At 62.6% G+C, this 20,151-nt stretch carries 18 protein-coding genes and 1 other annotated feature; of the genes, 10 read left to right on the forward strand and 8 right to left on the reverse strand.

All coding sequences use genetic code 11. The features are described from left to right. The first annotated feature begins 69 nt into the window (after positions 1-69). Both L0C21_RS11440 and L0C21_RS11445 read left to right on the forward strand, forming a co-directional pair. Positions 70-297, forward strand: coding sequence for a ferritin family protein (locus L0C21_RS11440; protein ID WP_259278472.1), 228 nt, complete (start codon positions 70-72; stop codon positions 295-297). Between the two features lie 222 nt (positions 298-519). Then, positions 520-900 (forward strand): response regulator, encoded by a 381-nt coding sequence (locus L0C21_RS11445; protein ID WP_259278473.1) that lies wholly within the window; start codon positions 520-522, stop codon positions 898-900. 9 nt (positions 901-909) lie between these two features. Here L0C21_RS11445 and L0C21_RS11450 read toward each other — a convergent pair whose 3' ends face one another. Beyond that, complete coding sequence (locus L0C21_RS11450) at positions 910-1,884, reverse strand: NAD(P)/FAD-dependent oxidoreductase (RefSeq protein ID WP_259278474.1); 975 nt, start codon at positions 1,882-1,884, stop codon at positions 910-912. Between the two features lie 94 nt (positions 1,885-1,978). On the opposite strand from L0C21_RS11450, the gene L0C21_RS11455 reads away from it, so the two are divergent. After that, complete coding sequence (locus L0C21_RS11455) at positions 1,979-2,416, forward strand: DUF4383 domain-containing protein (RefSeq protein ID WP_259278475.1); 438 nt, start codon at positions 1,979-1,981, stop codon at positions 2,414-2,416. Between the two features lie 12 nt (positions 2,417-2,428). On the opposite strand, the gene L0C21_RS11460 is transcribed toward L0C21_RS11455, so the two are convergent. Further along, positions 2,429-2,908, reverse strand: a complete 480-nt coding sequence (locus tag L0C21_RS11460; RefSeq protein ID WP_259278476.1) for a hypothetical protein — start codon at positions 2,906-2,908, stop codon at positions 2,429-2,431. A 261-nt stretch (positions 2,909-3,169) separates the two neighbouring features. Continuing rightward, positions 3,170-4,453, reverse strand: coding sequence for a serine hydrolase domain-containing protein (locus L0C21_RS11465; RefSeq protein ID WP_259278477.1), 1,284 nt, complete (start codon positions 4,451-4,453; stop codon positions 3,170-3,172). A 258-nt stretch (positions 4,454-4,711) separates the two neighbouring features. Here L0C21_RS11465 and L0C21_RS11470 point away from each other — a divergent pair, with 258 nt between their 5' ends. Then, entirely contained in the window at positions 4,712-5,578 is an 867-nt protein-coding gene (locus tag L0C21_RS11470) for an SIR2 family protein (protein ID WP_259278478.1), read from the forward strand. A gap of 15 nt (positions 5,579-5,593) precedes the next feature. Here the strand turns inward: L0C21_RS11470 and L0C21_RS11475 are convergent, their stop codons facing one another. Together L0C21_RS11475 and L0C21_RS11480 are read right to left on the reverse strand one after the other, a co-directional pair. Beyond that, positions 5,594-7,126: a lipopolysaccharide biosynthesis protein gene (locus tag L0C21_RS11475; RefSeq protein ID WP_259278479.1), complete on the reverse strand. Its 1,533-nt coding sequence runs from the start codon at positions 7,124-7,126 to the stop codon at positions 5,594-5,596. Positions 7,127-7,210: 84 nt separating this feature from the next. Continuing rightward, entirely contained in the window at positions 7,211-8,143 is a 933-nt protein-coding gene (locus tag L0C21_RS11480; RefSeq protein ID WP_259278480.1) for a glycosyltransferase, read from the reverse strand. 287 nt (positions 8,144-8,430) lie between these two features. Further along, positions 8,431-8,484: a sequence feature (sul1 is cis-regulatory element that is thought to sense ions involved in sulfur or methionine metabolism; They are found in Alphaproteobacteria), on the forward strand. A gap of 85 nt (positions 8,485-8,569) precedes the next feature. Here L0C21_RS11480 and L0C21_RS11485 point away from each other — a divergent pair. From L0C21_RS11485 to L0C21_RS11495, 3 genes are all read left to right on the forward strand, one after another. After that, positions 8,570-10,054, forward strand: a complete 1,485-nt coding sequence (locus L0C21_RS11485) for a SulP family inorganic anion transporter (protein WP_259278481.1) — start codon at positions 8,570-8,572, stop codon at positions 10,052-10,054. A gap of 18 nt (positions 10,055-10,072) precedes the next feature. Continuing rightward, on the forward strand, positions 10,073-10,927 hold the full coding sequence (locus tag L0C21_RS11490) for a universal stress protein (protein WP_259278482.1): 855 nt from the start codon (positions 10,073-10,075) through the stop codon (positions 10,925-10,927). A gap of 326 nt (positions 10,928-11,253) precedes the next feature. Beyond that, positions 11,254-12,927, forward strand: coding sequence for a sensor domain-containing protein (locus L0C21_RS11495; protein WP_259278483.1), 1,674 nt, complete (start codon positions 11,254-11,256; stop codon positions 12,925-12,927). 45 nt (positions 12,928-12,972) lie between these two features. Here L0C21_RS11495 and L0C21_RS11500 read toward each other — a convergent pair whose 3' ends face one another. Together L0C21_RS11500 and L0C21_RS11505 are read right to left on the reverse strand one after the other, a co-directional pair. Next, the gene (locus tag L0C21_RS11500; RefSeq protein WP_259278484.1) at positions 12,973-13,845 is read right to left on the reverse strand and encodes an MBL fold metallo-hydrolase; all 873 of its coding nucleotides are present in this window, start codon (positions 13,843-13,845) and stop codon (positions 12,973-12,975) included. 56 nt (positions 13,846-13,901) lie between these two features. Beyond that, positions 13,902-14,390 (reverse strand): DUF3597 domain-containing protein, encoded by a 489-nt coding sequence (locus L0C21_RS11505; protein ID WP_259278486.1) that lies wholly within the window; start codon positions 14,388-14,390, stop codon positions 13,902-13,904. Between the two features lie 228 nt (positions 14,391-14,618). Here L0C21_RS11505 and L0C21_RS11510 point away from each other — a divergent pair, with 228 nt between their 5' ends. Then, positions 14,619-15,575, forward strand: a complete 957-nt coding sequence (locus L0C21_RS11510) for a DUF808 domain-containing protein (protein WP_259278487.1) — start codon at positions 14,619-14,621, stop codon at positions 15,573-15,575. Between the two features lie 39 nt (positions 15,576-15,614). On the opposite strand, the gene L0C21_RS11515 is transcribed toward L0C21_RS11510, so the two are convergent. After that, positions 15,615-16,007 carry a glycine zipper 2TM domain-containing protein gene (locus L0C21_RS11515; protein WP_259278488.1) on the reverse strand — a complete coding sequence of 131 codons (393 nt, stop codon included), beginning with the start codon at positions 16,005-16,007 and terminating at the stop codon, positions 15,615-15,617. A gap of 407 nt (positions 16,008-16,414) precedes the next feature. Between L0C21_RS11515 and L0C21_RS11520 the strand changes: the two genes are divergently transcribed. Beyond that, the gene (locus L0C21_RS11520; RefSeq protein WP_259278489.1) at positions 16,415-17,428 is read left to right on the forward strand and encodes a hypothetical protein; all 1,014 of its coding nucleotides are present in this window, start codon (positions 16,415-16,417) and stop codon (positions 17,426-17,428) included. Between the two features lie 448 nt (positions 17,429-17,876). Next, positions 17,877-19,829, forward strand: coding sequence for an ATP-binding protein (locus tag L0C21_RS11525; protein WP_259278490.1), 1,953 nt, complete (start codon positions 17,877-17,879; stop codon positions 19,827-19,829). Positions 19,830-20,151 lie beyond the last annotated feature (322 nt).

The following is a 20,151-nucleotide window of genomic DNA, read 5'->3' on the forward strand; positions in this document are numbered from 1 at the left end:
CATCGTTGCTCTTCTGTCCGATTTTTTTGCCCACGCCGTTGGACTATCAACGAGACATGGAGGCGGTTTATGGCTGGCGGCCCGCAGGAGTCCGGCACAAGCGATAGCACCTATGACCTCGTCAGCGTCCTCTACCACGCTCTTCAGGGGGCGGAGATGTACGAGGTGTACGCTGCCGACGCAGACGAATCCGGCGATGAAGAACTCGCCCGTTTCTTCGATCAGATCACGCAGGAAGAACGCCAGCGGGCCGAGCGGGCCAAAAAGCTGCTGGCCGGCCGGTTGAACCGCAGTTAGACGCTCACTCAAGCGCATTGGCGGACCACCCTTTTGGGTAGCTCGCAAGCGTAACGGACTACATCAATCGCGAGTCGAAATCCTATGTCGGGCGATTGTCCGCACAAATACACCACTTAAACGATTGACGCTTTAATCATTCTGATTGAAATTAACCTGTCCGTGCGTTGGCTGGGAACGGTTTGGCGCGCGAACATCTCAATACGTGAGATGGGATGAGGCATGGACAGATTGCAGGGAAAGACCGTTCTCCTGGTTGAGGATGAACCGATCGTCGCCATGCTGGTCGAGGATATGCTGGCTGGATTGGGGGTCGGCATCATTGGCCCAGCTGCCCGGCTGGAAGAAGCTATCTCCATGGCTCAAAACGAGAATTTTGATGCAGCCGTTCTGGACGTCAAGCTGGGCGGTCAGAACAGCGTTGCCGTTGCGACCGTTCTGCAGCAGCGCGCCATTCCGTACATTCTTGCGACCGGTTTTGATTCTCCCACCTCCCCGGACTATGGCCGCGACGTGCCGGTGTTGAACAAGCCCTACCTGCAGGACGATCTCGAGCGGGCGCTGGAACAGGCGCTGAGCGGTATCAACCAGCTCACCAAATAGGCGAATAAACTAGAGGGTCATGCCTTCCTGCTCTCGCAGGCTGTTGTGAATGGCGGTGGCCGCAACGGCCGCCTGTCCCATGGCAACGCTGATCTGCGCCAGGCCCTCCACCACATCCCCAGCCGCATAGACACCAGGAACATTCGTCTGCTGGCGGGAATCCACCGGCAGGCAGTTTCCCTCTCCCACCGCTGCCCCCACCATGACGGCCAGGTCGATGCGCGGCGTGCTGCCCAGCGCGGAATAGACCGTATCGAACGCCCGGGCCGCGCCGCCAGCCACAATGGCCTTGATGCGCCCCTCATCCAGCTGGATCTCATCGATGGGCGTATCGATGCATTGGATGCCGGCTTCCGCAAGCCGGGCGCGCAGACCTGAATCGGTCAAAGGCTCGCCCATCGTGACCAGGGTTATATCAGGCGTGTAGGTTCGCACGAACAGGGCCTCGGACACGCCCTTCTCGCCCCGGCCGAGAATGGCGACCTTCTGGCCGATGACCTCATAACCGTCGCAAATGGGACAATGCCGCACCAGCCCCCGGCGCACCGCCTGCTTGATATTGGGCAGGTCCGGCTCCTTGTCGATGACCCCGGTTGCCAGAAGCACGGTACGGGCGCGTAAAACTCGCCGCTCCGCCGCGCCCTCACTCGCTCCAAAGGTAATCTCCGCGCGGAAGCCCTGCCCTTCCTGCTCAAGGCGGGTCACCACACCGCGTTCCACCTGCGCGCCGTAGCGCTCCGCCTGGTTACGCATCCGCCCAAGCAGGGCTGGACCGGCGATGCCATCCGGAAAACCTGAGTGGTTGTGCGAAAGCGGAATGACCACGGCCCGGCCCTCGCATGCATCAACGACGAGGCAGCGACGGCGGAACCGGGCAAGATAGATGGCGGCAGTCAGCCCCGCCGGGCCGCCGCCCACAATCAGGCAATCAAGGGTATCAGGAGGCGAGCCTTCGCCCCCTCCATTTTGCGCCGCGCCTGCCATGGAAGCCTTGCTCCTGAACTCCAGACCTTGGCTGGAACCATTGCGAAGCCGGGCGGTTCCCCCTCCCCAGAGGGTTTGCAGGAAGGCAAAACCAATGAACACCCGCAGCTTCGCCCTGATTTTTGGCATCCTGTTCCTGGCGGCCGGCATCGCCGGTTTCATACCCGCCCTGATGGGTGATCCTGACCCGGATCACCCCGCCATGATCGTGGACCAGAATTACGGCCGGCTGTTCAACATCCTGCCCGTCAACATCCTCCACAACCTGGTGCATATCGTCTTCGGCCTGTGGGGGCTGCTCGCCTATCGCACCTTTTCGGCAGCGCGGCTTTATGCGCGGGTCGTGGCCGTGTCCTACGCAATACTCGCGCTCTTCGGCCTGATCCCAGGCCTGAACACCCTGTTCGGGCTGGTGCCGTTGTTCAGCAACGATGTCTGGTTCCACGCGCTGCTGGCGGTCATCGCGGCTTACTTCGGCTTCATTCACAACCCGCGGGAAGACCGCCAGACCGCCTACCCAGACGCGCGCTGAGGAGAAATGCCCTTAGGGCTGCTCGATCTTCTCGTATGCCTGGGCATCAACAATGAGGGGGTGGCCATCCTCTACCAGCGGCAGGGATGTCCGGCTCACGCCCCCGTGCAGGCGACGCGGCTTGGCTTCCTCGAGATACCCCTCGGCCACCAGCTCATCCATGGCCAGGCGATCGTCGTCGCCCGCCAGCTCGGCATGGGAGAAGGCCGTGGCGGCATCCCGAGCGCGCGGCTCCGCCAGGCGCACCGGGAACCAGCTGCCGTCTCCGCTCACCAGGATGGGGCCGCCCACCCGGTCTTGAAGCTGATCGCCTGGCTGGGCCTCAATACGCACATAAACCGGCTCGGCCAGCCGGTGAGCGGCCCTGTCCGGCGCGGCAGGCTGAAGGGCTGCATCCACATAGACGCTGCTCCAGCGGCGTCCAACGGCGCGGTAAAGCGGCATCGGCTTCGTGATGACAAAAGCTTTTCGGGCTGGGGGCAGGGATCGCACGCGGCCGTTCTCCGTTAATTGGGGCACCGATCAGAAAAAACCAAGCGATGCGCTGATTTAAAAAGCATCTTCCAGGCACGAGCCGCTGCCGGCTCGCGGGAGATGACTGGCAAAAAATGCACTGGCTGCTTGTCCGCCACTGAAGAGAACGCTTGGGCAAAGGGTCAGGGGGCGGAAAAAATTCGACAAAAGAGCGGGAACCCCGCCGCGGCAGGGCCCCGATCTTCCTCAAAACAGGTAGGCGCCAAGCCTGATGGCGGATTATTCGCCGCCGGCCGCAGGAGCTTCGTTGCTGCGCGAGGCCACGGCCGAGCGGGAGGGAGACTTCTCGGGGAAGCCGTTCAGCACGAGGCCGCGCGTCTTGATGCCGTCGATGAAGGTCTCGAGATAGGCAGGGAGCAAGGTGGAGAAGGCCTGCGAATAACCGTTGGCCAAAAACACCACGCCCGACTTCTGCCCCGGCACAAGGGCGATTTGCGTGATATAGCCCTGCACGCTGCCGGCGTGCCACACCACCTCAACATCGTTGATGTCATAGATGCGCCAGCCGTAGCCATAGCGTGCCGATTTCAGCCGCTCATAACGAGGCCGTCCCCGGTAAAGCTCCTTGGGCGTGTTGACGCGGGGCTTGTGCACGGTCTCCAGCACATCCTTGGGCAGAACGTTTGGCGCCATCCCCAGCTGGGCCATCAGCCACTTGGCCATGTCGCGGACCGACGCATTGACGCCCGCCGCCGCCGGCACGCCGTAATAGGGCTCCTTCACCGTGACTTCACGCCAGCGCCCCGGACCGATCCGCACATGGGGGTGCGCCCAGTTGTCGTCCCGCTTGAGACCGCTCATGCCGATCGAGGCGCGATTCATGTGCAGCGGCGTGAAGATCCGGCGCTGGACCAGTTCGGGATAGGGCACGCCGGTGCGCGCCTCCAGAATGGGCGCGACCAGGCTGAAGGCAACGTTCTGATAGCCATAGCAGCTGCCCGGCGGGCAGGAGAGCGGAAGCTTGGACAGGCGCGACACGATCTCGGCCGGGGGCACCCCCGCCTCCAGCAAGTCATCATAGGCATTGGGCGGCAAGCCCACCCGGTGACTGAGCAGGTCGCCAACCGTCACGTTGTTCCGCGCCGGGCCCAGGGACACCTTGGGCAGCACCTGCCGAACGGGCGTGGACCAGTCGACATACTGCTCCTTGACCATCAGGCCAGTCAGACTGGAGGCAAAGGCCTTGGACAGAGATGCAAGGCGAAAGATGGTCTGGTCGTCAACCTTGCCGCCGTTCAGGCTGCGCCGGCCATAGCCCTTCACCAGCGAGAGGCGGCCATTGTCCACAATCGCCACGGCAATGCCTGGAAAATCCCCTTCGGCCACCTTCTCGCGCAGGAAACGATCGAATGCGGCAACGCGGGCATCCGTTGCAGGATCGGGCTGGCCGGAATCAAGCGCGACCAGACGCGGGGGCTGCTCGGCGGGGCCCGCGTGTGCCGGCGCGCCCGCAGCCACGCCAATGGCCAGCAAGGACGCGCACGCCAGCGACCGGGCGATCATCCGGCCCATTCCCCCTCGTATATCCCCACTGTTGTGGCCCGCCGACAGCCGCAGCCTGCTGCGTCGCATCACATCCCTGCCCTTGCCTTGGAACTGCAACAGGGTACAGGAACTTTTCGGCAAATGCCAAGTCCCGTTCAACGCTTTAAAGCACAGCTGAACGCAAACCACGCAGCAGAACAACCCGGCTCTGCAACAAAATCCAGAATAAAAGGACTAGTAACCGAAACGATCAAAGCTCCGGGGGAACAGTCTTGATTGTTACGGCTTCTGGAGAACGTGAGCGGAGAAGCGCAACAGTGGGCCGCATCGGCCTTTGAAGAACTTGCCGCTGCCACGCGGGCACGCCGGGTCATCCTGTTCGCAGGAGCCGGCGTCTCGATGAGCGTCGGCCTGCCCTCATGGGCAGAGCTGATAACCTACATGCGTGAGGAACTAGACCTGCCGGAGGATGACGGCAAGAGCGAAGTGACCTACCAGACCCTTGCTGAGTTCTACCGGCTGCGCCAGGGCAGCATCGGCCCCCTGCGAAGCTGGATGGACCGCACCTGGAGCGTCTCGGAAGCGAAGGTGCGGAAGTCCAGAATCCATGACCTCATCGTCGCGCTGGACTTTCCCATCGTCTACACCACCAACTACGACAACAATCTGGAAGTGGCCTACAAGCTGCACAGGCGGGAGTTCATCAAGATCACCAACGTGCGCGACGTGGCCCGCGCCGCCGATGGCGTGCCGCAGATCGTCAAGTTTCACGGGGACTTCTCGGACGACCAGTCCCTGGTGCTGGCGGAGACCGACTACTTCGACCGGCTGGAGTTCAACTCGCCGCTCGATATCAAATTCCGCTCCGATACGCTGGGCCGCACGCTGCTGTTCATCGGCTACAGCATGTCCGATCTCAACATCCGCCTGCTGCTGCACCGGCTATGGAAGACCTGGCAGGCCTCTGGCCGGGAGAAGGACCGCCCCCGCTCGTTCCTCTTTGTCCACAGGCCGCACCCGGTGCAGACCGCCGTGCTGGGGCAATGGGGCATCACGGTGCTAACCGAAGAGGCGGACAACCCTGAAGATGCCCTCCATTCCTTCCTTACCAGGCTGAAGAAGGCAACGGAGGAGGCATCCTGAACCTGGGGCTGCGCCTCAGGCCTTGGCGAGCCCCAGCCGTTTCGCAGCATGGCCCAGCAGGACGCGCTCGATGCCATCCGGCCGGCCAGAGAGCCACCAGAGCAGCAGCGCCGCCGCCCCGTAAATGCCCGCGCCAACCAGCACCTTGAGAATTAGGAGGAGAATGGGCGCAAGCGTCGCCGTCGCCTCGGCAACGCCGGTAACGGCCAGGATCATCATCCCGCAGGCCGCCAGCGGCCGCCAGATCGCCCCCAGGAGCGGCAGGACGCGCACCGCGCTCAGCCGCACCAGCCAGAACATGGTGGAAAGCGCAGCCAGAATGCCCACGCCCGCCTGCACCCAGGCAACGCCGACCACGCCTGCCTTCTGCACCGCCAGGACCGCGCCGACGACGAACAGCACCGCCTGACACCATGCGGTGATCGACACGAAGCGATAGAAACCGAGCACGGTCAGCATGCTGCCCGAGATGGAAGTGATGGACCGGCTGGTGGCGAAGATGGCCAGGATCTGCATGAGCGGAACCACCCCAATCCATTGGGTTCCAAGCCACAGCTGCACCACCTCCGGCGCGACGAGCGCCAGCCCGACGCTAACCGGCGCCGCCACCATCATGGTGGCGGTGAGGGCCTTGAGGAAAGCGCTGGCGGCGCGCTCCGCATCGTCGGCCAGCTGGGCGAAGCTGGGCACCAGCACGCGATTGAGCGGCATGATGAGATCGGTCGTCGCCAGATCGGCGATCTCGGTCGCCTGCACATAGAAGCCGATTTGGGCCGGCGGGGCGAAGCGGCCAAGGATGAGGGTGCCGGAGCGGGACTGCAGGAAGCCAGCAATGCCGTTGATGAGGCTCCACTGGGAGAAGCCCCAGATGCTGCGCGCCCGCGACAGCGAGAAGCGGGGCCGGTAAGCAGACATCACATAGCTCAGCCCCACGGTGAAGCCGGCGCGGAACAGCTGGGCCAGCACCAGCGAGTAGTAGTTGCGGAATGCAAAGGCGAGCCCGATGGAAACAGCCACCGTCGCCAGTTGAATGACGAGGTTGTAGCGAAAGTCCTTATCGAACTGGAGCTGCTTGCGGAAATCGATGGTGCCGATGTTCTCAAAGCCCTGCACGAAGACCGCTGCCGCCGTGAAATACACCAGCGTACCGACACGGGCATCATTGTAGTAATCCGCCGCAAGCGGCCCGGCAGCGGCAACGATGACGCCAATGGCCATGCTCTGCAAAATCCGGATGGTCCAGCAGGTGTCGTAGTCTTCCCGATCCGCATGCTTGTTTCGCAGCAGCGCCCACGCCACGCCGAAATCCAGCAGCACCGTGGTCAGCGCGACGACCGCCATCGCCATCGCAACGAGGCCGAAGTCGGCGGGCGTCAGGATGCGGGCAATGATGGCGATATTAACGAGACCGAGGAGCCGCACGCTCCAGCGCATCCCCACCGACCACAGGGTGCCGCGCAGCACCGACGACGTGAGCGGGGGCGCCTCCTTTGCCGCGTCAGGCGCGCTGGCCTCGCCGGCGCCATGCGGCCCTTGCCTGTCCGTCATGCGAAGATTCCGATCCTGCCGATTACGCCCCGCCGTTGCGGCCTAACGCAACCCGGCTTGCCGCGCAATGCGCCACGCGCCCTTTCAGGCCTCCGGACCGTGCGAGACCGGCTGGGCCGCCGCCTCGGGCAGGGGCTCGGCGCGCATGCCGCGCAGCCACGAGGCCATGGTCTCGCGCAGGAGATGGCGGGTATAGGACAGGTAGCGGTGCCCGCCCCCGCCCATCATCGAGGCGAGGTGGTCCCGCCATGCCTGCGCCAGGTTGCCCTGGGAGAACTCATACTCGGCGCAGTCGTGCAAGGCGGCGGAGCGCTTGCGCCGCAGCCCGGACCGGATATCCGCCCGGGAGACCTCGCGCATGATCTGCCGCATCACCACCGGCTCGGCCCGCAAGTAAGCCGGGCTGCGCGTCGCCTGATCGGCCGCGCCCAGATGGTAGACGAAGGTCCGGCAGTCCACCCGGCGGACCTGGCAACGGGTGGCCATCCGCATGGCGAGCTGGGTCAGCTCCATATAGTTGGGCAGGTTCTCGAACAGTGCGGAGGGAACAGCATCGGTGCGGCAGAAAATACCGCCGGAATTCAGCCAGTTCTCCTGCAGCAACGCACGGGCGTGGTCGTCACCAAAGTCCAGCAGATGCTGATGGCGCACTTCCCGCGTGCCGGCACAATCGGTCAACCCATTGGTCGCCACCACGTCGGCCCCTGCCTCGAAGGCATCCATGACCGGGACAAGACTGTCCGGCAGCAGTTCGTCGTCGTCATCCAGCAGGCAGAAGAACGGAGTCTCAACCGCCCGCACGCCCTCCAGACGGGCATTGGCCACGCCCGGCCGGGGCGTCACGAGAAGATGGACAAACGGATTGGCTTCCAGCGTCTCAACGATCGCCGGGTCATAGCGGTTGCCGTTCACCACCACCAGGGCAATGCAGGGCACGCTTGTCTGTGCCCGCACGCTCTCAACAGCGCGCAGCAATTCCGGACGCACGCCCAGGGTTGGAATAACGACCGAGATCAAAGGGCGGCTGCGGGGCGCACGACCCTGCTGGGCGCCCTCCAGACGCGTGGAATGAGGAAGCTCTACCAGTAGACCGGACATTTTCCTGCCTGCAGACCGATGCGCTGCGCGGGCAACTCTTGCGGTCGCCTCGATTCACGCATTCAGAACCCTTATGGTATCGTAACAGAACCCGCCGCTTCGCCGCAATCGGAGATTAATACTAAATTATTAACAATCTCTCGCCGGGCGCAACCAGACTTGAGGCTTGCAATCCGCGCGATATTGCCTCAAAGGCAGCAGCCTCCGTCGGACCCGGCAGTGCCGGGTGGCTTGGCCGGGCGCCTATCCCCCGGATAACCCCTCTTCGAGCCGCCCCTGACAGACCGCCGCGATGCGCGCGCCCAGGGCTGGCCCGAACTTCGGTTCCAGGTTCAAGTTAACAATATGATTTCAATGTCTTCGCTTCGCCGCGAATGGCTTTCCAATCCCCGTGCAGATATTCTTGCCGGTATCGTCGTCGCGCTGGCCCTCATTCCGGAAGCCATCGGCTTCTCGATCATCGCGGGCGTCGACCCCAAGGTGGGGCTTTACGCCTCCTTCTCCATTGCCGTCATCATCGCGCTGGTGGGCGGCCGGCCGGCCATGGTTTCCGCCGCCACCGCCGCCGTTGCCGTGGTGGTGGTGCCCTTGGTACGCGACCACGGCCTGCCGTACCTGTTCGCCGCCACCATCCTGATGGGCATTATCCAGATCATCGCGGGCTTCCTGCGGCTCGACCTGCTGATGCAGTACGTCTCCCGCTCGGTGATGACCGGCTTCGTCAACGCGCTGGCTATTCTCATCTTCATGGCCCAGCTGCCCCAGCTCATTGACGTGACCTGGATCACCTACGTCATGGTGGCGGCAGGCCTTGCCATCATCTACCTGTTTCCGCGCGTAACTCGCGCCGTGCCATCGCCGCTGGTGGCAATCATCATCCTCACCACCGTTTCCATCTACGGCGGGCTGGACGTGAACACGGTGGGCGACATGGGCCAGCTGCCCTCTGCCCTGCCCAGTTTCCTCATTCCCGACGTGCCGCTGACGCTGGAGACGCTGCGGATCATCCTGCCCTACTCGCTGACCATGGCGGCGGTGGGCTTGCTCGAATCCCTGCTCACTGCCCAGATCGTCAACGACCTCACCGACACCCCCAGCAACAAGCGCCGGGAGTGCAAGGGCCAGGGCATCGCCAACTTCGTCACCGGCTTCCTCGGCGGCATGGGCGGCTGCGCCATGATCGGCCAGTCGGTCATCAACGTGAAGTCGGGCGGGCGCACGCGCCTCTCCACCCTGACGGCCGGCGTCGTGCTGCTCATCCTTATCGTTGTGCTCGGCCCGCTCGTGAGCCAGATCCCCATGCCGGCGCTGGTGGCCGTGATGGTGATGGTCTCCATCGGCACCTTCAGCTGGCGCTCGATCCGCGACCTCAAGCGCCTGCCCTGGCAGTCTTCCGTAGTGATGCTGGTCACGGTGGTGGTCGTGGTATGGACGCATGACCTGGCGCGCGGCGTGCTGGCGGGCGTCATCCTCAGTGGCCTGTTCTTCGCCGGCAAGGTGCGCCGCCTGTTCACGGTGGAGAGCAGCCTGTCGGAAGACGGCCGCACCCGCACCTACCGCATCTCCGGCCAGGTGTTCTTCGCCTCCAGCGAGCGGTTTCTGGAAGCCTTCGATTTCCGCGAAGTGCTGGATCGCGTGGTAATCGATGTCTCCGGCGCTCACTTCTGGGACATCACCGCTGTTGGCAGCCTGGATGCGGCAATCCTAAAGTTCCGGCGTGAAGGCGCATCGGTGGAAGTGACGGGCCTCAACGAGGCCAGCGCCGCCATGGTGAGCCGGTTCGCCACCCACGACAAGTCCGGCGCGAGCGGGCAGACGGCCGCGCACTGAGTGGAAGGGAGAATGAACATGAAGCGGATTCTCGCCTGCATCGACGCCTCCGGCTATGCCGCCAGCGTCTGCGATCTCGCCGCCTGGGCAGCGGCACGCCTGCCCGCCGCTATCGATGTGCTGCATGTCGTTCAGCGCAAGGACCCGGCCGCTTCCCAGCACGATCTCTCTGGCGCGATTGGCCTTGGCGTCAAGACCGACCTCTTGGAGGAACTGACCCGCCTCGACGAGGCCCAGAGCCGCCTGGAGATCGAACGCGGCCGCCTGTTGCTGGAGATGGCAACGCAGCGCCTGAGTGCCGCCAGCGCGGCTGAGGCGCACCCGCTGCACCGGCACGGCGGCATTATTGAGGCCATCCTCGAGTTGGAGGAAGCCGCCGATCTGGTCGTCATCGGCAAGCGCGGCGCCTCCAGCGAATTCGCGCAGGATCACATCGGCTCTAAGATCGAGCGTATCGTGCGCGCCAGCGCCAAACCGGTGCTGGTGGCCTCGCGGCAGATCCCGGAGATCGGCTCGGTCGTCGTCGCCTACGACGGCAGCCCCGCCGCCCGCAAGGCGGTGCGGATCGTGGCGACATCGCCGCTGTTCGCCGGGCTGGACGTTCATGTGGTGATGGCCGGCAGCGAGGACGCCGCCAGCCGCCAGCGGCTGGAGCAGGCCACCACGGCTTTCGAGGGCAGCGACACCCAGCCTTCGCTACACCTGATCAGCGGCCGCGCCGAAGCGGTGATCGCCGAGCAGGTGGCCGCCCGCCCCAACGCCATGCTGGTGATGGGAGCCTACGGCCACTCGCCGCTCCGCACGCTCATCATCGGCAGCACGACAACCGCCATGGTTCGCACCGTCCGCGCTCCGGTTCTGCTAATTCGCTGACAACATCCAACAAGACGGCAAGCGGTCCTTGCGGGGCAGTATCATCGCCTCGCAAGGGCCGCTTTTTTTTATGCTAGAGAATTCAAGTTTCTCTGCCTGTTGAGGAGAGATGCGGCCGCCTGAACGGGCCCGTTCGCCAGGCGGGTTCCATCAGGCATAACCGGAATACTCGGGAAAAAGCAAGTTTCGTCGCAACCCGCCGGAAAAGCACTGGGCCGCCATCACCTTCCCCTTACTTATGGACACGGAAAAGCGCCAGGCACGCCTGCCAGCGCGCCACAACAGTTGCCTCTTACGCTGATACGTAGGAACGAGAAGGCAGAGTTATGTACCGTTTGTCCGGGCTCGAGGATTTCGAAGCCATCGTCGATGTCATCCCTAGCCCCATCTTCATCAAGGATGAAGAGCACCGCTTCGTCCTGGTCAACAGCGCAGCGAGCGACTTCTTCAACCTGCCTCGTGAAGCGGTGAAGGGAAAAACCGATATCGACCTGTGGCCAGAGCAAGCGCCAGTTTACCTGGAGGGCGATGCGCGGGCGCTTGCCAATGGTGAGGATGAAAGCGAGGAGCAGTTTGTCGATCGCTTCGGGACAACGCGCACCATCGTAACGCGCAAACGGATCGTACGCCTGACGGAAGGCGCCCGCCTTATCGTTTGCGTTATCTCGGACGTTACGGCCTATCGGGAAGCAGAGGCGCACAGCCGCCATCTGGCATTCCACGATCCCCTCACCGGCCTTGCCAATCGCGCCCTGCTCAACGAGCGTATCGAACAGGCCGTGATGCACCCGCAGCGCGAGTCCGACCAATATGCGCTGCTTTACATCGATCTCGACCGCTTCAAGGAAGTGAATGACACTCATGGCCATCTGGCCGGCGATGAACTGGTTCGTGATTTTGCGGGCCGGCTCACCGCGCTTGTTCGCAGCACGGATACGGTTGCCCGTCTGGGCGGAGACGAATTTGCCATTCTGCTGACCAACGTGCGTAATGCCGCTCAGGTCGACTCCGTCTGCCAACGCATTCTGGAGGCCGCAAGCGAGCCCTTTGACGTGGCTGGAGCCCAGGCCTTCGTCAGCGCCTCGATTGGCGTCGTCATGTTTCCCAGCGGTGAGCTGGGCCGCATCGAGCTGCAACGCCGGGCGGACGTGGCCCTTTACCGGGCCAAGAACGCCGGCCGGGGGCGCTTCCGCATTTTCGACGACGCCATGGACGAGACCCTGCGCGCGCGGCGAAAAATCGAGGTCGATCTGCGCCATGCCCTGGCGCAGAACCAAGGCCTCAAGGTTTACTATCAGCCAATCGTATCGCTGGATAACAAAACGGTCGTAGCGTTCGAGGCATTGGTCCGCTGGGACCATCCGGAGCTGGGATGCCTCTTGCCCGCGCGGTTTATTCCTGTAGCGGAAGATTCAAACCTGATTGGCGCACTGGGCGCGTGGGTGCTCGCCCGGGCCTGCAAAACCATGGCGCCATGGACGGGTTTGACCGTTGCCGTCAATGTCTCACCCGTTCAATTGCGAAATTCGGACTTTGCGAACCAGGTGCTCGCCATTACCGCAGAGGCTGGCCTTGATCCTCACCGGCTGCAGCTCGAAATTACGGAAAATGCCGTTCTGAGCGCGGAGGGCGAGGTTGCGGATACGCTGCATAGGCTGCGCGAACATGGCGTCCGCATTGCGCTGGATGATTTCGGCACCGGCTATTCCAGCCTGAACCACCTGCGGCAGCTTGAAGTCGACAAGGTGAAAATCGACCGCTCCTTCATTCAGCATATCGGCCAAACGACGGACTCCGAGGCTATCGTGCAGGCGGTTACCACCATCGGCAAGGCGCTGGGTGTCAGCGTGACGGCCGAAGGCGTGGAGACGGCCGAGCAGCGGGATTTTCTGCTGAACAATGGCTGCGACGAACTGCAAGGCTATCTGGTGGCGCGTCCCCTGCCCGCCGACGGCATTGCCGCCTTCATGGAAAACTTCCGGCAGCGGGCAGGCAACTAACGGGCAAAGCAGAACGGGGCCGCGCCGGGCAGCCCCCACGCGGCTCTAGCCGGCTTTGTGAAGCGGTGACACCGCGCCGCGCGCGGCGTTCTGCTCAAACTCAACCGCATCGTGCGCGCAAAAGATCCGCACGCTGTCAACCTGCTTCAGCGAGAGCTGGCGCAGCCGCGCCTGGTTGGCGAGACGCTGCTGGCGGTCCACCTCCATGATCGCCTGGTAGGCGCGCAAGGCCGGCGTGCACTCGCGCGTCTCCTGCCGCACCTCACCGCGGTAGAAATAGGCGTCGCCCGCGTGCAGCAGCCAGCCGTTGCCGGTGTCGATGGCGATGCCCGCGTGGCCCCATGTGTGCCCGGCCAAGGGCACCATCAGAATTTCAGGCGGCAATCCATCCAGCGCGCGCACCGCCCCGAAGCCGAACCACGGCTCGCCGTTCGGGCCGGCATAACGCCGCCATGCCTTCACCTCATCGAACTGGCGCGGGCGGTAGCGGTTGCGCGCTACAAATCCCCGGCGCGGGCCGGTGGCGGCAGAAAATTCCGCCTCCATCACGTGCACCGTGGCATTTGGAAAATCCTCCAGCCCGCCCGCGTGGTCGAAGTCGAGGTGGGTGAGCAGGATGTGCCGCACGTCGCTGGCCTGGAAGCCCAGAGCCTCGACCTGCCGCACCGCCGTATCCTGCGCCCGCAGCTGGATGTTGAGCAGGCCGCGCATGAAGCGGGTGATACGCGGGTTCGGCCCGTCGTGCGGGCGCAGCACATCCTTGAGGCCATAGCCGGTATCCACCAGCACAAGCCCCTCGTTGGTTTCGATCAGCAGGCAATGGCAGACGATATTGGCGTGCAACCCGTGGCTGCGGCCATCATACAACGCGCCGCCCAGGGGGCAGTCCGTCCCGCAATTGAGGTGGTGGATCCGCATGGCTCCTCCGCTCGCCTGCCCGGCGAACGGACGGCAACTGCAAGGGTTCCAGCAGCTCAGTCCATCAGGGCTGGCGGCACCTTGCCGCCATTGGCCGCCAGCTCGCGCATCACCCGCTTGTGCAGCCAGACGTTCATCTCGGCGCTGCCATCAAGCGCACCAGTGTAGCCCAACTCCTGCGCCAATTCCTTGCGGGCCGAAAGGCTGGAATCGAGGCCGAGCAGCTTCATCAGATCAACGATCGAGGTCTGCCAGTTCAGCTTCTCGCCAGACTTCGCCGCCATGCCGTTGAGAATTGCCTCCACGTCAACCTGCTGCTGCGCCGGTTGCTGGAACTGGGCCTGCTGCTGCGCCGGTTTCTGAGGCTGGCCCTGTTGCTGGGCGGGCGCGGCGGCACGGGCTGTCTGCTGCGCCGCCGGGGCCGGCTGGGCGGCACGCGCGGTCGGCCTCGTTTGGGCGGCGCTGTGCTGAACTGGCTTCGCCTGCGCGGTTGCCGCCTCCTTCCTGCCGAAGATCGCATCCCTGATCTTGCCGAAAATGCTCATCGCGCGTCTCCCGTCTTTGGGGTCTTTTAATCCCTTGAACCGACGCGCGCGTGTGGAGTTCATCCTTTCGACGCAAGCCATGAGCGAAATAATATCACACCGCCTGCCGGAGACGCCGCCCGTCGACCGCAGGCGGGCGGCAGCGAGGAGGAAGCCGTTACTCCTTCAGATCCGTTGCCTTTCCGTCATTCTGCGATAGGGTGGCCGCCGGTTGCACGGAGTGTTGTCATGAGTGGATTGCTCGCCCTGCTGGATGATGTGGCGGCCATCGCCAAGATCGCCGCCGCATCGGTGGACGATATCGCCGCGCACACAGGCAAGGCGAGCAACAAGGCGCTGGGCGTCGTTATCGATGACGCAGCGGTAACGCCGAAATATGTCTCCGGCCTGAAGGCGGCGCGCGAGCTTCCCATGATCTGGCGCATCGCCGTGGGCAGTATCAGGAACAAGGCCCTACTGCTGCCCGCTCTCATCGGGCTCAGCCTGTTTCTGCCGCAGGCGATCACCGTTCTTCTATTGCTGGGCGGCGCTTATCTCTGCTTCGAGGGAGCGGAGAAGGTGTGGCACGTGCTGTCGCCCCACGGGGACCATGCCGCCGAGGCCCATGCGCCGAAGGACCCGACCGAACTGGAGGAGGAGCGCGTTGTCGGCGCGATCAAAACCGACTTCATCCTCTCCGCGGAAATCATGACCCTCTCGCTTGCCTCTATCGAGAGCCCGTCCATCTGGATGCAGCTTGTCACCCTGGCCCTTGTCGGCATCCTGATTACTGTCGGCGTATACGGTACGGTCGCCCTGATCGTGAAGCTGGACGATATCGGCGTGCTCCTGGCTCGCAAGGGTCGGCTGCAGGCAACGCGCTGGCTCGGCAAGGCCATGGTGAAGGGCGTGCCCACGCTGTTGTGGCTGCTGTCCCTCGTCGGCACGGCGGCCATGCTGTGGGTGGGCGGCAGCATCTTCGCCCATTCGCTGCATGGCCTTGGCCTGCACGAGCCTTACGCCACCATCCACCACCTGGCGGAGCAGACCGCAGCTGCCGTTACGCCGGCCTTATCGGGCATCACCGGCTGGACGGTCGCGGCGCTGTGCGATGGCCTCTTCGGCCTTGTCCTCGGCTTCATTCTCATCCCGGTCAGCGCCAAGGTCATCACGCCGCTGTGGGAGAAGCTGCGCCCGGCGGGCTGAGGGGTTACGGACGCCCTCAGCCTCTTTCCGCCGAGCCCGTTATTCGCAGTGAATATCGCCCCGGTCGATGGCGCGGCCCGCCAGCGCGCCCGCGCCTGCGCCCAAAATGGTGCCGAGCGTCTTGGACCCTCCCGGCGCGATCAGGTTGCCGAGCACACCGCCGCCGATAGCACCGACAATCGTACCGGTGGTGCCATCATCCTTCTTGCAGTAGTAGCGGCCGTCCCTGCCCCGATAGATTACGTCGTTGTCGCGCAGCTGGCGACGTTCGGCCCGGTGGCGGCGGTCCCGGCGATCGTGATTCCGATAGCGGTCATCATAGCGCTTACCGTAACCCGGCCGATCGCCGCGATGACCGTAGTCGTTGCTCGCGCAGGCCGTCAGGCTCATCGAGCAGATCACCGCTGCAATCAGGAAGGAGGCTCGCTTCATTACACTCTCCACTTAAAGCCAAGCTTGCGTTTCCAAACGCACGAACACGCGCCGGAAACCGTTCCGTGAAGAAAATATTAGAGTGGCTTTAATGTCTGGGAGATGAACTGCGCGACTTGGGAGAAGGGCGAAAATCCGAAACGCCGATCTCAGGATAAGATGCTGATGATAAAGCCCAAACGCAAAAAGGCCGCCCGAAGGCGGCCTTTTGAAAAGCGGTGTTGGTAGCGGAGGACCGTGTTGGACGATGTAACCCCACATGGTCCTATGTCGCTCGTGCAACCAAATAACCTGGTCCTTCTCTTAACTCAGCTAGGTTCCGAAATCTTCTGCATTTATTAATTTCGACCGAGCATTCTCGCACTATCCCTAGCGGTCGCTGACCAGCCCGTTACATGAAGGCGCACATGCCCATCATCCTGAAGAAGGCGAAAAAGCAGGTTGCGTCTAACAAGACCCAAACCCTCAAGGAAAATAACCCTGCCATAAGCCTGACTAGCCCCTCCCCTAGGCAGAACATTGCTCAGGCACCTATCCCCTTTATCGATCGAATCAGTGTGGTCCTAAAGGTTCCTACGACTGAAGACGCGGAAGCGATCCACAGCTCAATCTGGACTACGTTTCAGGATACCTCAGTCTTTAAGCCTGCAATGGCATCAGGAGGATTCAACCGTGCCATGAGGGTGGCATTGAATTCTGTCTTAGATGCCAAGAGGTGGCCTCACCTTCAGTATGCCTACATAGACAAACTAGCCACCAAGTTTCGAATTGAGTTTGTCCCGGTTGATCTTGGGCCTGAAGGGCTGGCCGAACTGCACGCTGTTTTGACAACCATCATGCCGGATGGCTGGGGCTACTTCGTTGATCACGGTCATATCACCCGGCTTGATGTTGCCGTAGATTTACCAACGGTGCGGATGGACGAATTCCACTTTCTTCCTAAACAGGGCGCGACAGTAACCGCTTGGAAGCAGGACGGGGCGCTTCAAACCTACCAACACGGCAAGCCCAAGGGGGACCACACCTCTATCTACAACCGAAAAGCCAAGCGCATTGCCCATGGCAAGCCTTGGAAGGGAAAGGAGGGAGTACGGATTGAGCGCCGCCTCAAGGGCAAGCACTGGCCGCTCAAGCAGCTGTGCAATCTGCCGAATCCGTTTGCGAGCTTGAATATGATCGCGCGGCATGTTGGACCCCCTGAGGGCGAACATAAGCCTTACATTTGGGAACTATTCCTGCGCGCCGCCGAGCATACAGGGCTGCCTGCGGCCTTAGCTTTGCTGCCTGCCGAGAAGCGCACGCTGTATCGGAAGCATCTGAACGGACAAGCACTGGGTTGGTGGGATGTCGAGGCAATCTGGGCTAATTGGCCCCCGATGTTAGATGAACTGAAGATTGCCTCACCAAAGGCGTGGATTTGACGGCAGGTGTGTGCCCAGCGTGGTCGTGCAATTAATTGCACAGGCTTTAACCTGCACTCAGGGCAGCGACATGCCTGTGAAGTACAGAATGAACAGGCCCCGATAGGACCGACTAGCACCCATTGTCGTCGTTTGGAACAAGTCTGGTGGCTTCTGAAACCTGCCTATTGTTCATGTGACCCACTGCACACGTGCGAACGACTCGCTTGGGGCACTTGCCATTCGTAACGTCTGCGGCATAAGCTGCTGAAATGGATAAGCTCCGACCGTCAAAGTGCATGCACAAGGAGGTCCGACCGCTTTCCACCTGTTTGATTTAAGTCTAAGTGACAGTTTGACGTTCGAGTATACCGGTGGTGGCGTCGAGAGGCCGAACATTTTGAGAATAGACAGCCCTCAAATGAACTAAGCGAAGACCGCTCGTTACGATATTTGCGAAGGGGACCTGATGACCGAGGCAGCCGGGCTGTTTTTCGACAATCGATTTATGGAGCGCCACGCGGGGTCGATCATTGTCGATCCGGCAGTCGCCATAGTGGAACTTGTCGCCAATGCCTGGGATGCCTGGTCGACTAAGGTGGATATCGTCTGGCCCGAGCGCGGCACCGATGCGGCGTTTACCATCAAGGACAATGGCAAGGGCATGACCGAGGCCCAGTTCCTGACGCGCTGGAAGACACTCGATTATAATCGCCTGCGCGACGAAGGGGCAGAATCGCCTCCGCCGCCGGAGATGTCGGACCTCAGGCCCCGCGTCGCCTATGGCCGCAACGGCAAGGGGCGCCACGCAGCGTTCCGGTTCGGCGAGGCCTACCGCGTACGGACTTGGCGCGACGGCACGGCGGTCACTTTTGAGGTGAGACGCGGCACCGCGCAACCATTCACGGTCGACCGGATCGCGATCGAGGCCGAGGTTGATGGCCACGGCACTGAGATCATGGCGATCAGTCCACAGCCGATGCATATGACACCAGACGAGGCGCGTGAGGTGATCGGCACGCGCTTCCTCGCCGATCCCAATTTCACGGTGACGGTCAACGGCACCAAGGTGACGTTCGACGATATCCCCGAGGCGCAGCGCCGCGAGATCGAGATTGAGGTGCCGGGCTATGGCACCGCGCACCTGATCGCAATCGACACACAGAAGGCGGACAAGACGACACGCCAGCACGGCATCGCCTGGCGCGTCAACAATCGCATTGTCGGCACGCCGGGCTGGGTTGGGTTCGACCAGGAGCGCCTCGTCGACGGGCGGAGCAGCGAGGCCAAGCGCTTCATTTTCATTGTACTCGCCGATTTCCTAGTCGATGAGGTGCTGCCCGACTGGTCGGGCTTTTGGCCGGGCCGCGACGCCTGGCCGGCGACGCGGGCGGCAGTGCATGCCAGGATTCGCGAATATTTGGGTGCATTTAGCGCCGATCGGCGGCGCGAGACCAAGCAGACAGTGCGCGAGAATCTCGGCCGCACCATCGCGCAACTCACGCCTGTCAGCCGCGACCGCTGGAATGAGTTCGTCGACCGGATTGTTGACACCTGCCCGTCGATGACTCCCGACACTGTCGAGCAGGTCGCGGGCATCCTCGCCAATCTCGAGCTCTCCACAAGCAAATACGAGCTGATCGCCAAGCTACATGACATGCAGCCGGGCGACCTCGACGAGCTCAACGCACTGCTCGTGGATTGGACCGTTCGCACGGCCAAGCTCGCGCTTGACGAGATCGCACAGCGGTTGAAGCTGATCAGAGAGCTCGACCAGAAACTTCGTGACGAAACGATGGACGAAGTGGGCGACCTTCAGCCGCTGTTCGAACGCAGCCTCTGGGTGTTCGGCCCCGAGTTCGAGAGCCTCGAGTTCACCAGCAACCGCGGCATGACCGAGGTGATCCGCAAATTCTACGGCCGTAAAGATCAAGGCAGTCGATTGCGCCCCGATTTCGTGATGCTCCCCGACGGCAGCGTCGGCTTCTACAGTCGCGATTCGCATGATCTCGGCCATGAAGTGGACGGCGTGTCCCGGCTCGTCATTGCCGAGATCAAGAAGCCAGGCGTGCTGATCGGCTCCGAGGAAAAACAGCAGCCTTGGAAATATGTCCGCAAGCTAATGGACAAGGGCTATGTCACCGACGCCACCACCGTCACCTGCTATGTGCTCGGCTCGCACATCGATCCGGCGGAGACGGGCGACGAGACCAAGAATAACAACCGGGTATTCATCCGCGCGATGACCTATTCAACCTTCGTCAAGCGTGCCGAGAAGCGCATGCTAGGCCTGCGCGACAAGCTGCGCGATGCGCCCTTCCTCAAGGAGCAGGGGATCGACCCCGAAACCTACATGCGGCCACAACTACCGCAACAGGGCGATCTTCTTGATGCAGTCGAGCCCGCGGCTACACGTTCATAGGGGAAGCTCATGGCTTGCGCGCAAGTTGCAAGCTGCTTCATATCGTAAGCGGCCAGAGTGCTATGGCAGTTATATTCCCTAAGGCAACCTAAACCTGCCAGTTCCCTCACGGCCAGCAGGCGACCTTGACGCGGTCACCGAAGCGACCGATGAGCGCGGTCGTCACCAACGACCCGACATCCTAGCAGGTCTGCCGCCCGACTACGGCGCGGGACTAGTCTGGATGACGGTGTCTCCACTTAGAAAGGCCGCTGAGCTCGCTGGAGACTGACGTTCTCCAGAATAGTGCTTCGTGAGCCACCCGCAAAATGGCTAACAGGCT

This window comes from Pedomonas mirosovicensis, assembly GCF_022569295.1.
Classification (GTDB): Bacteria; Pseudomonadota; Alphaproteobacteria; order Sphingomonadales; family Sphingomonadaceae; genus Pedomonas; species Pedomonas mirosovicensis.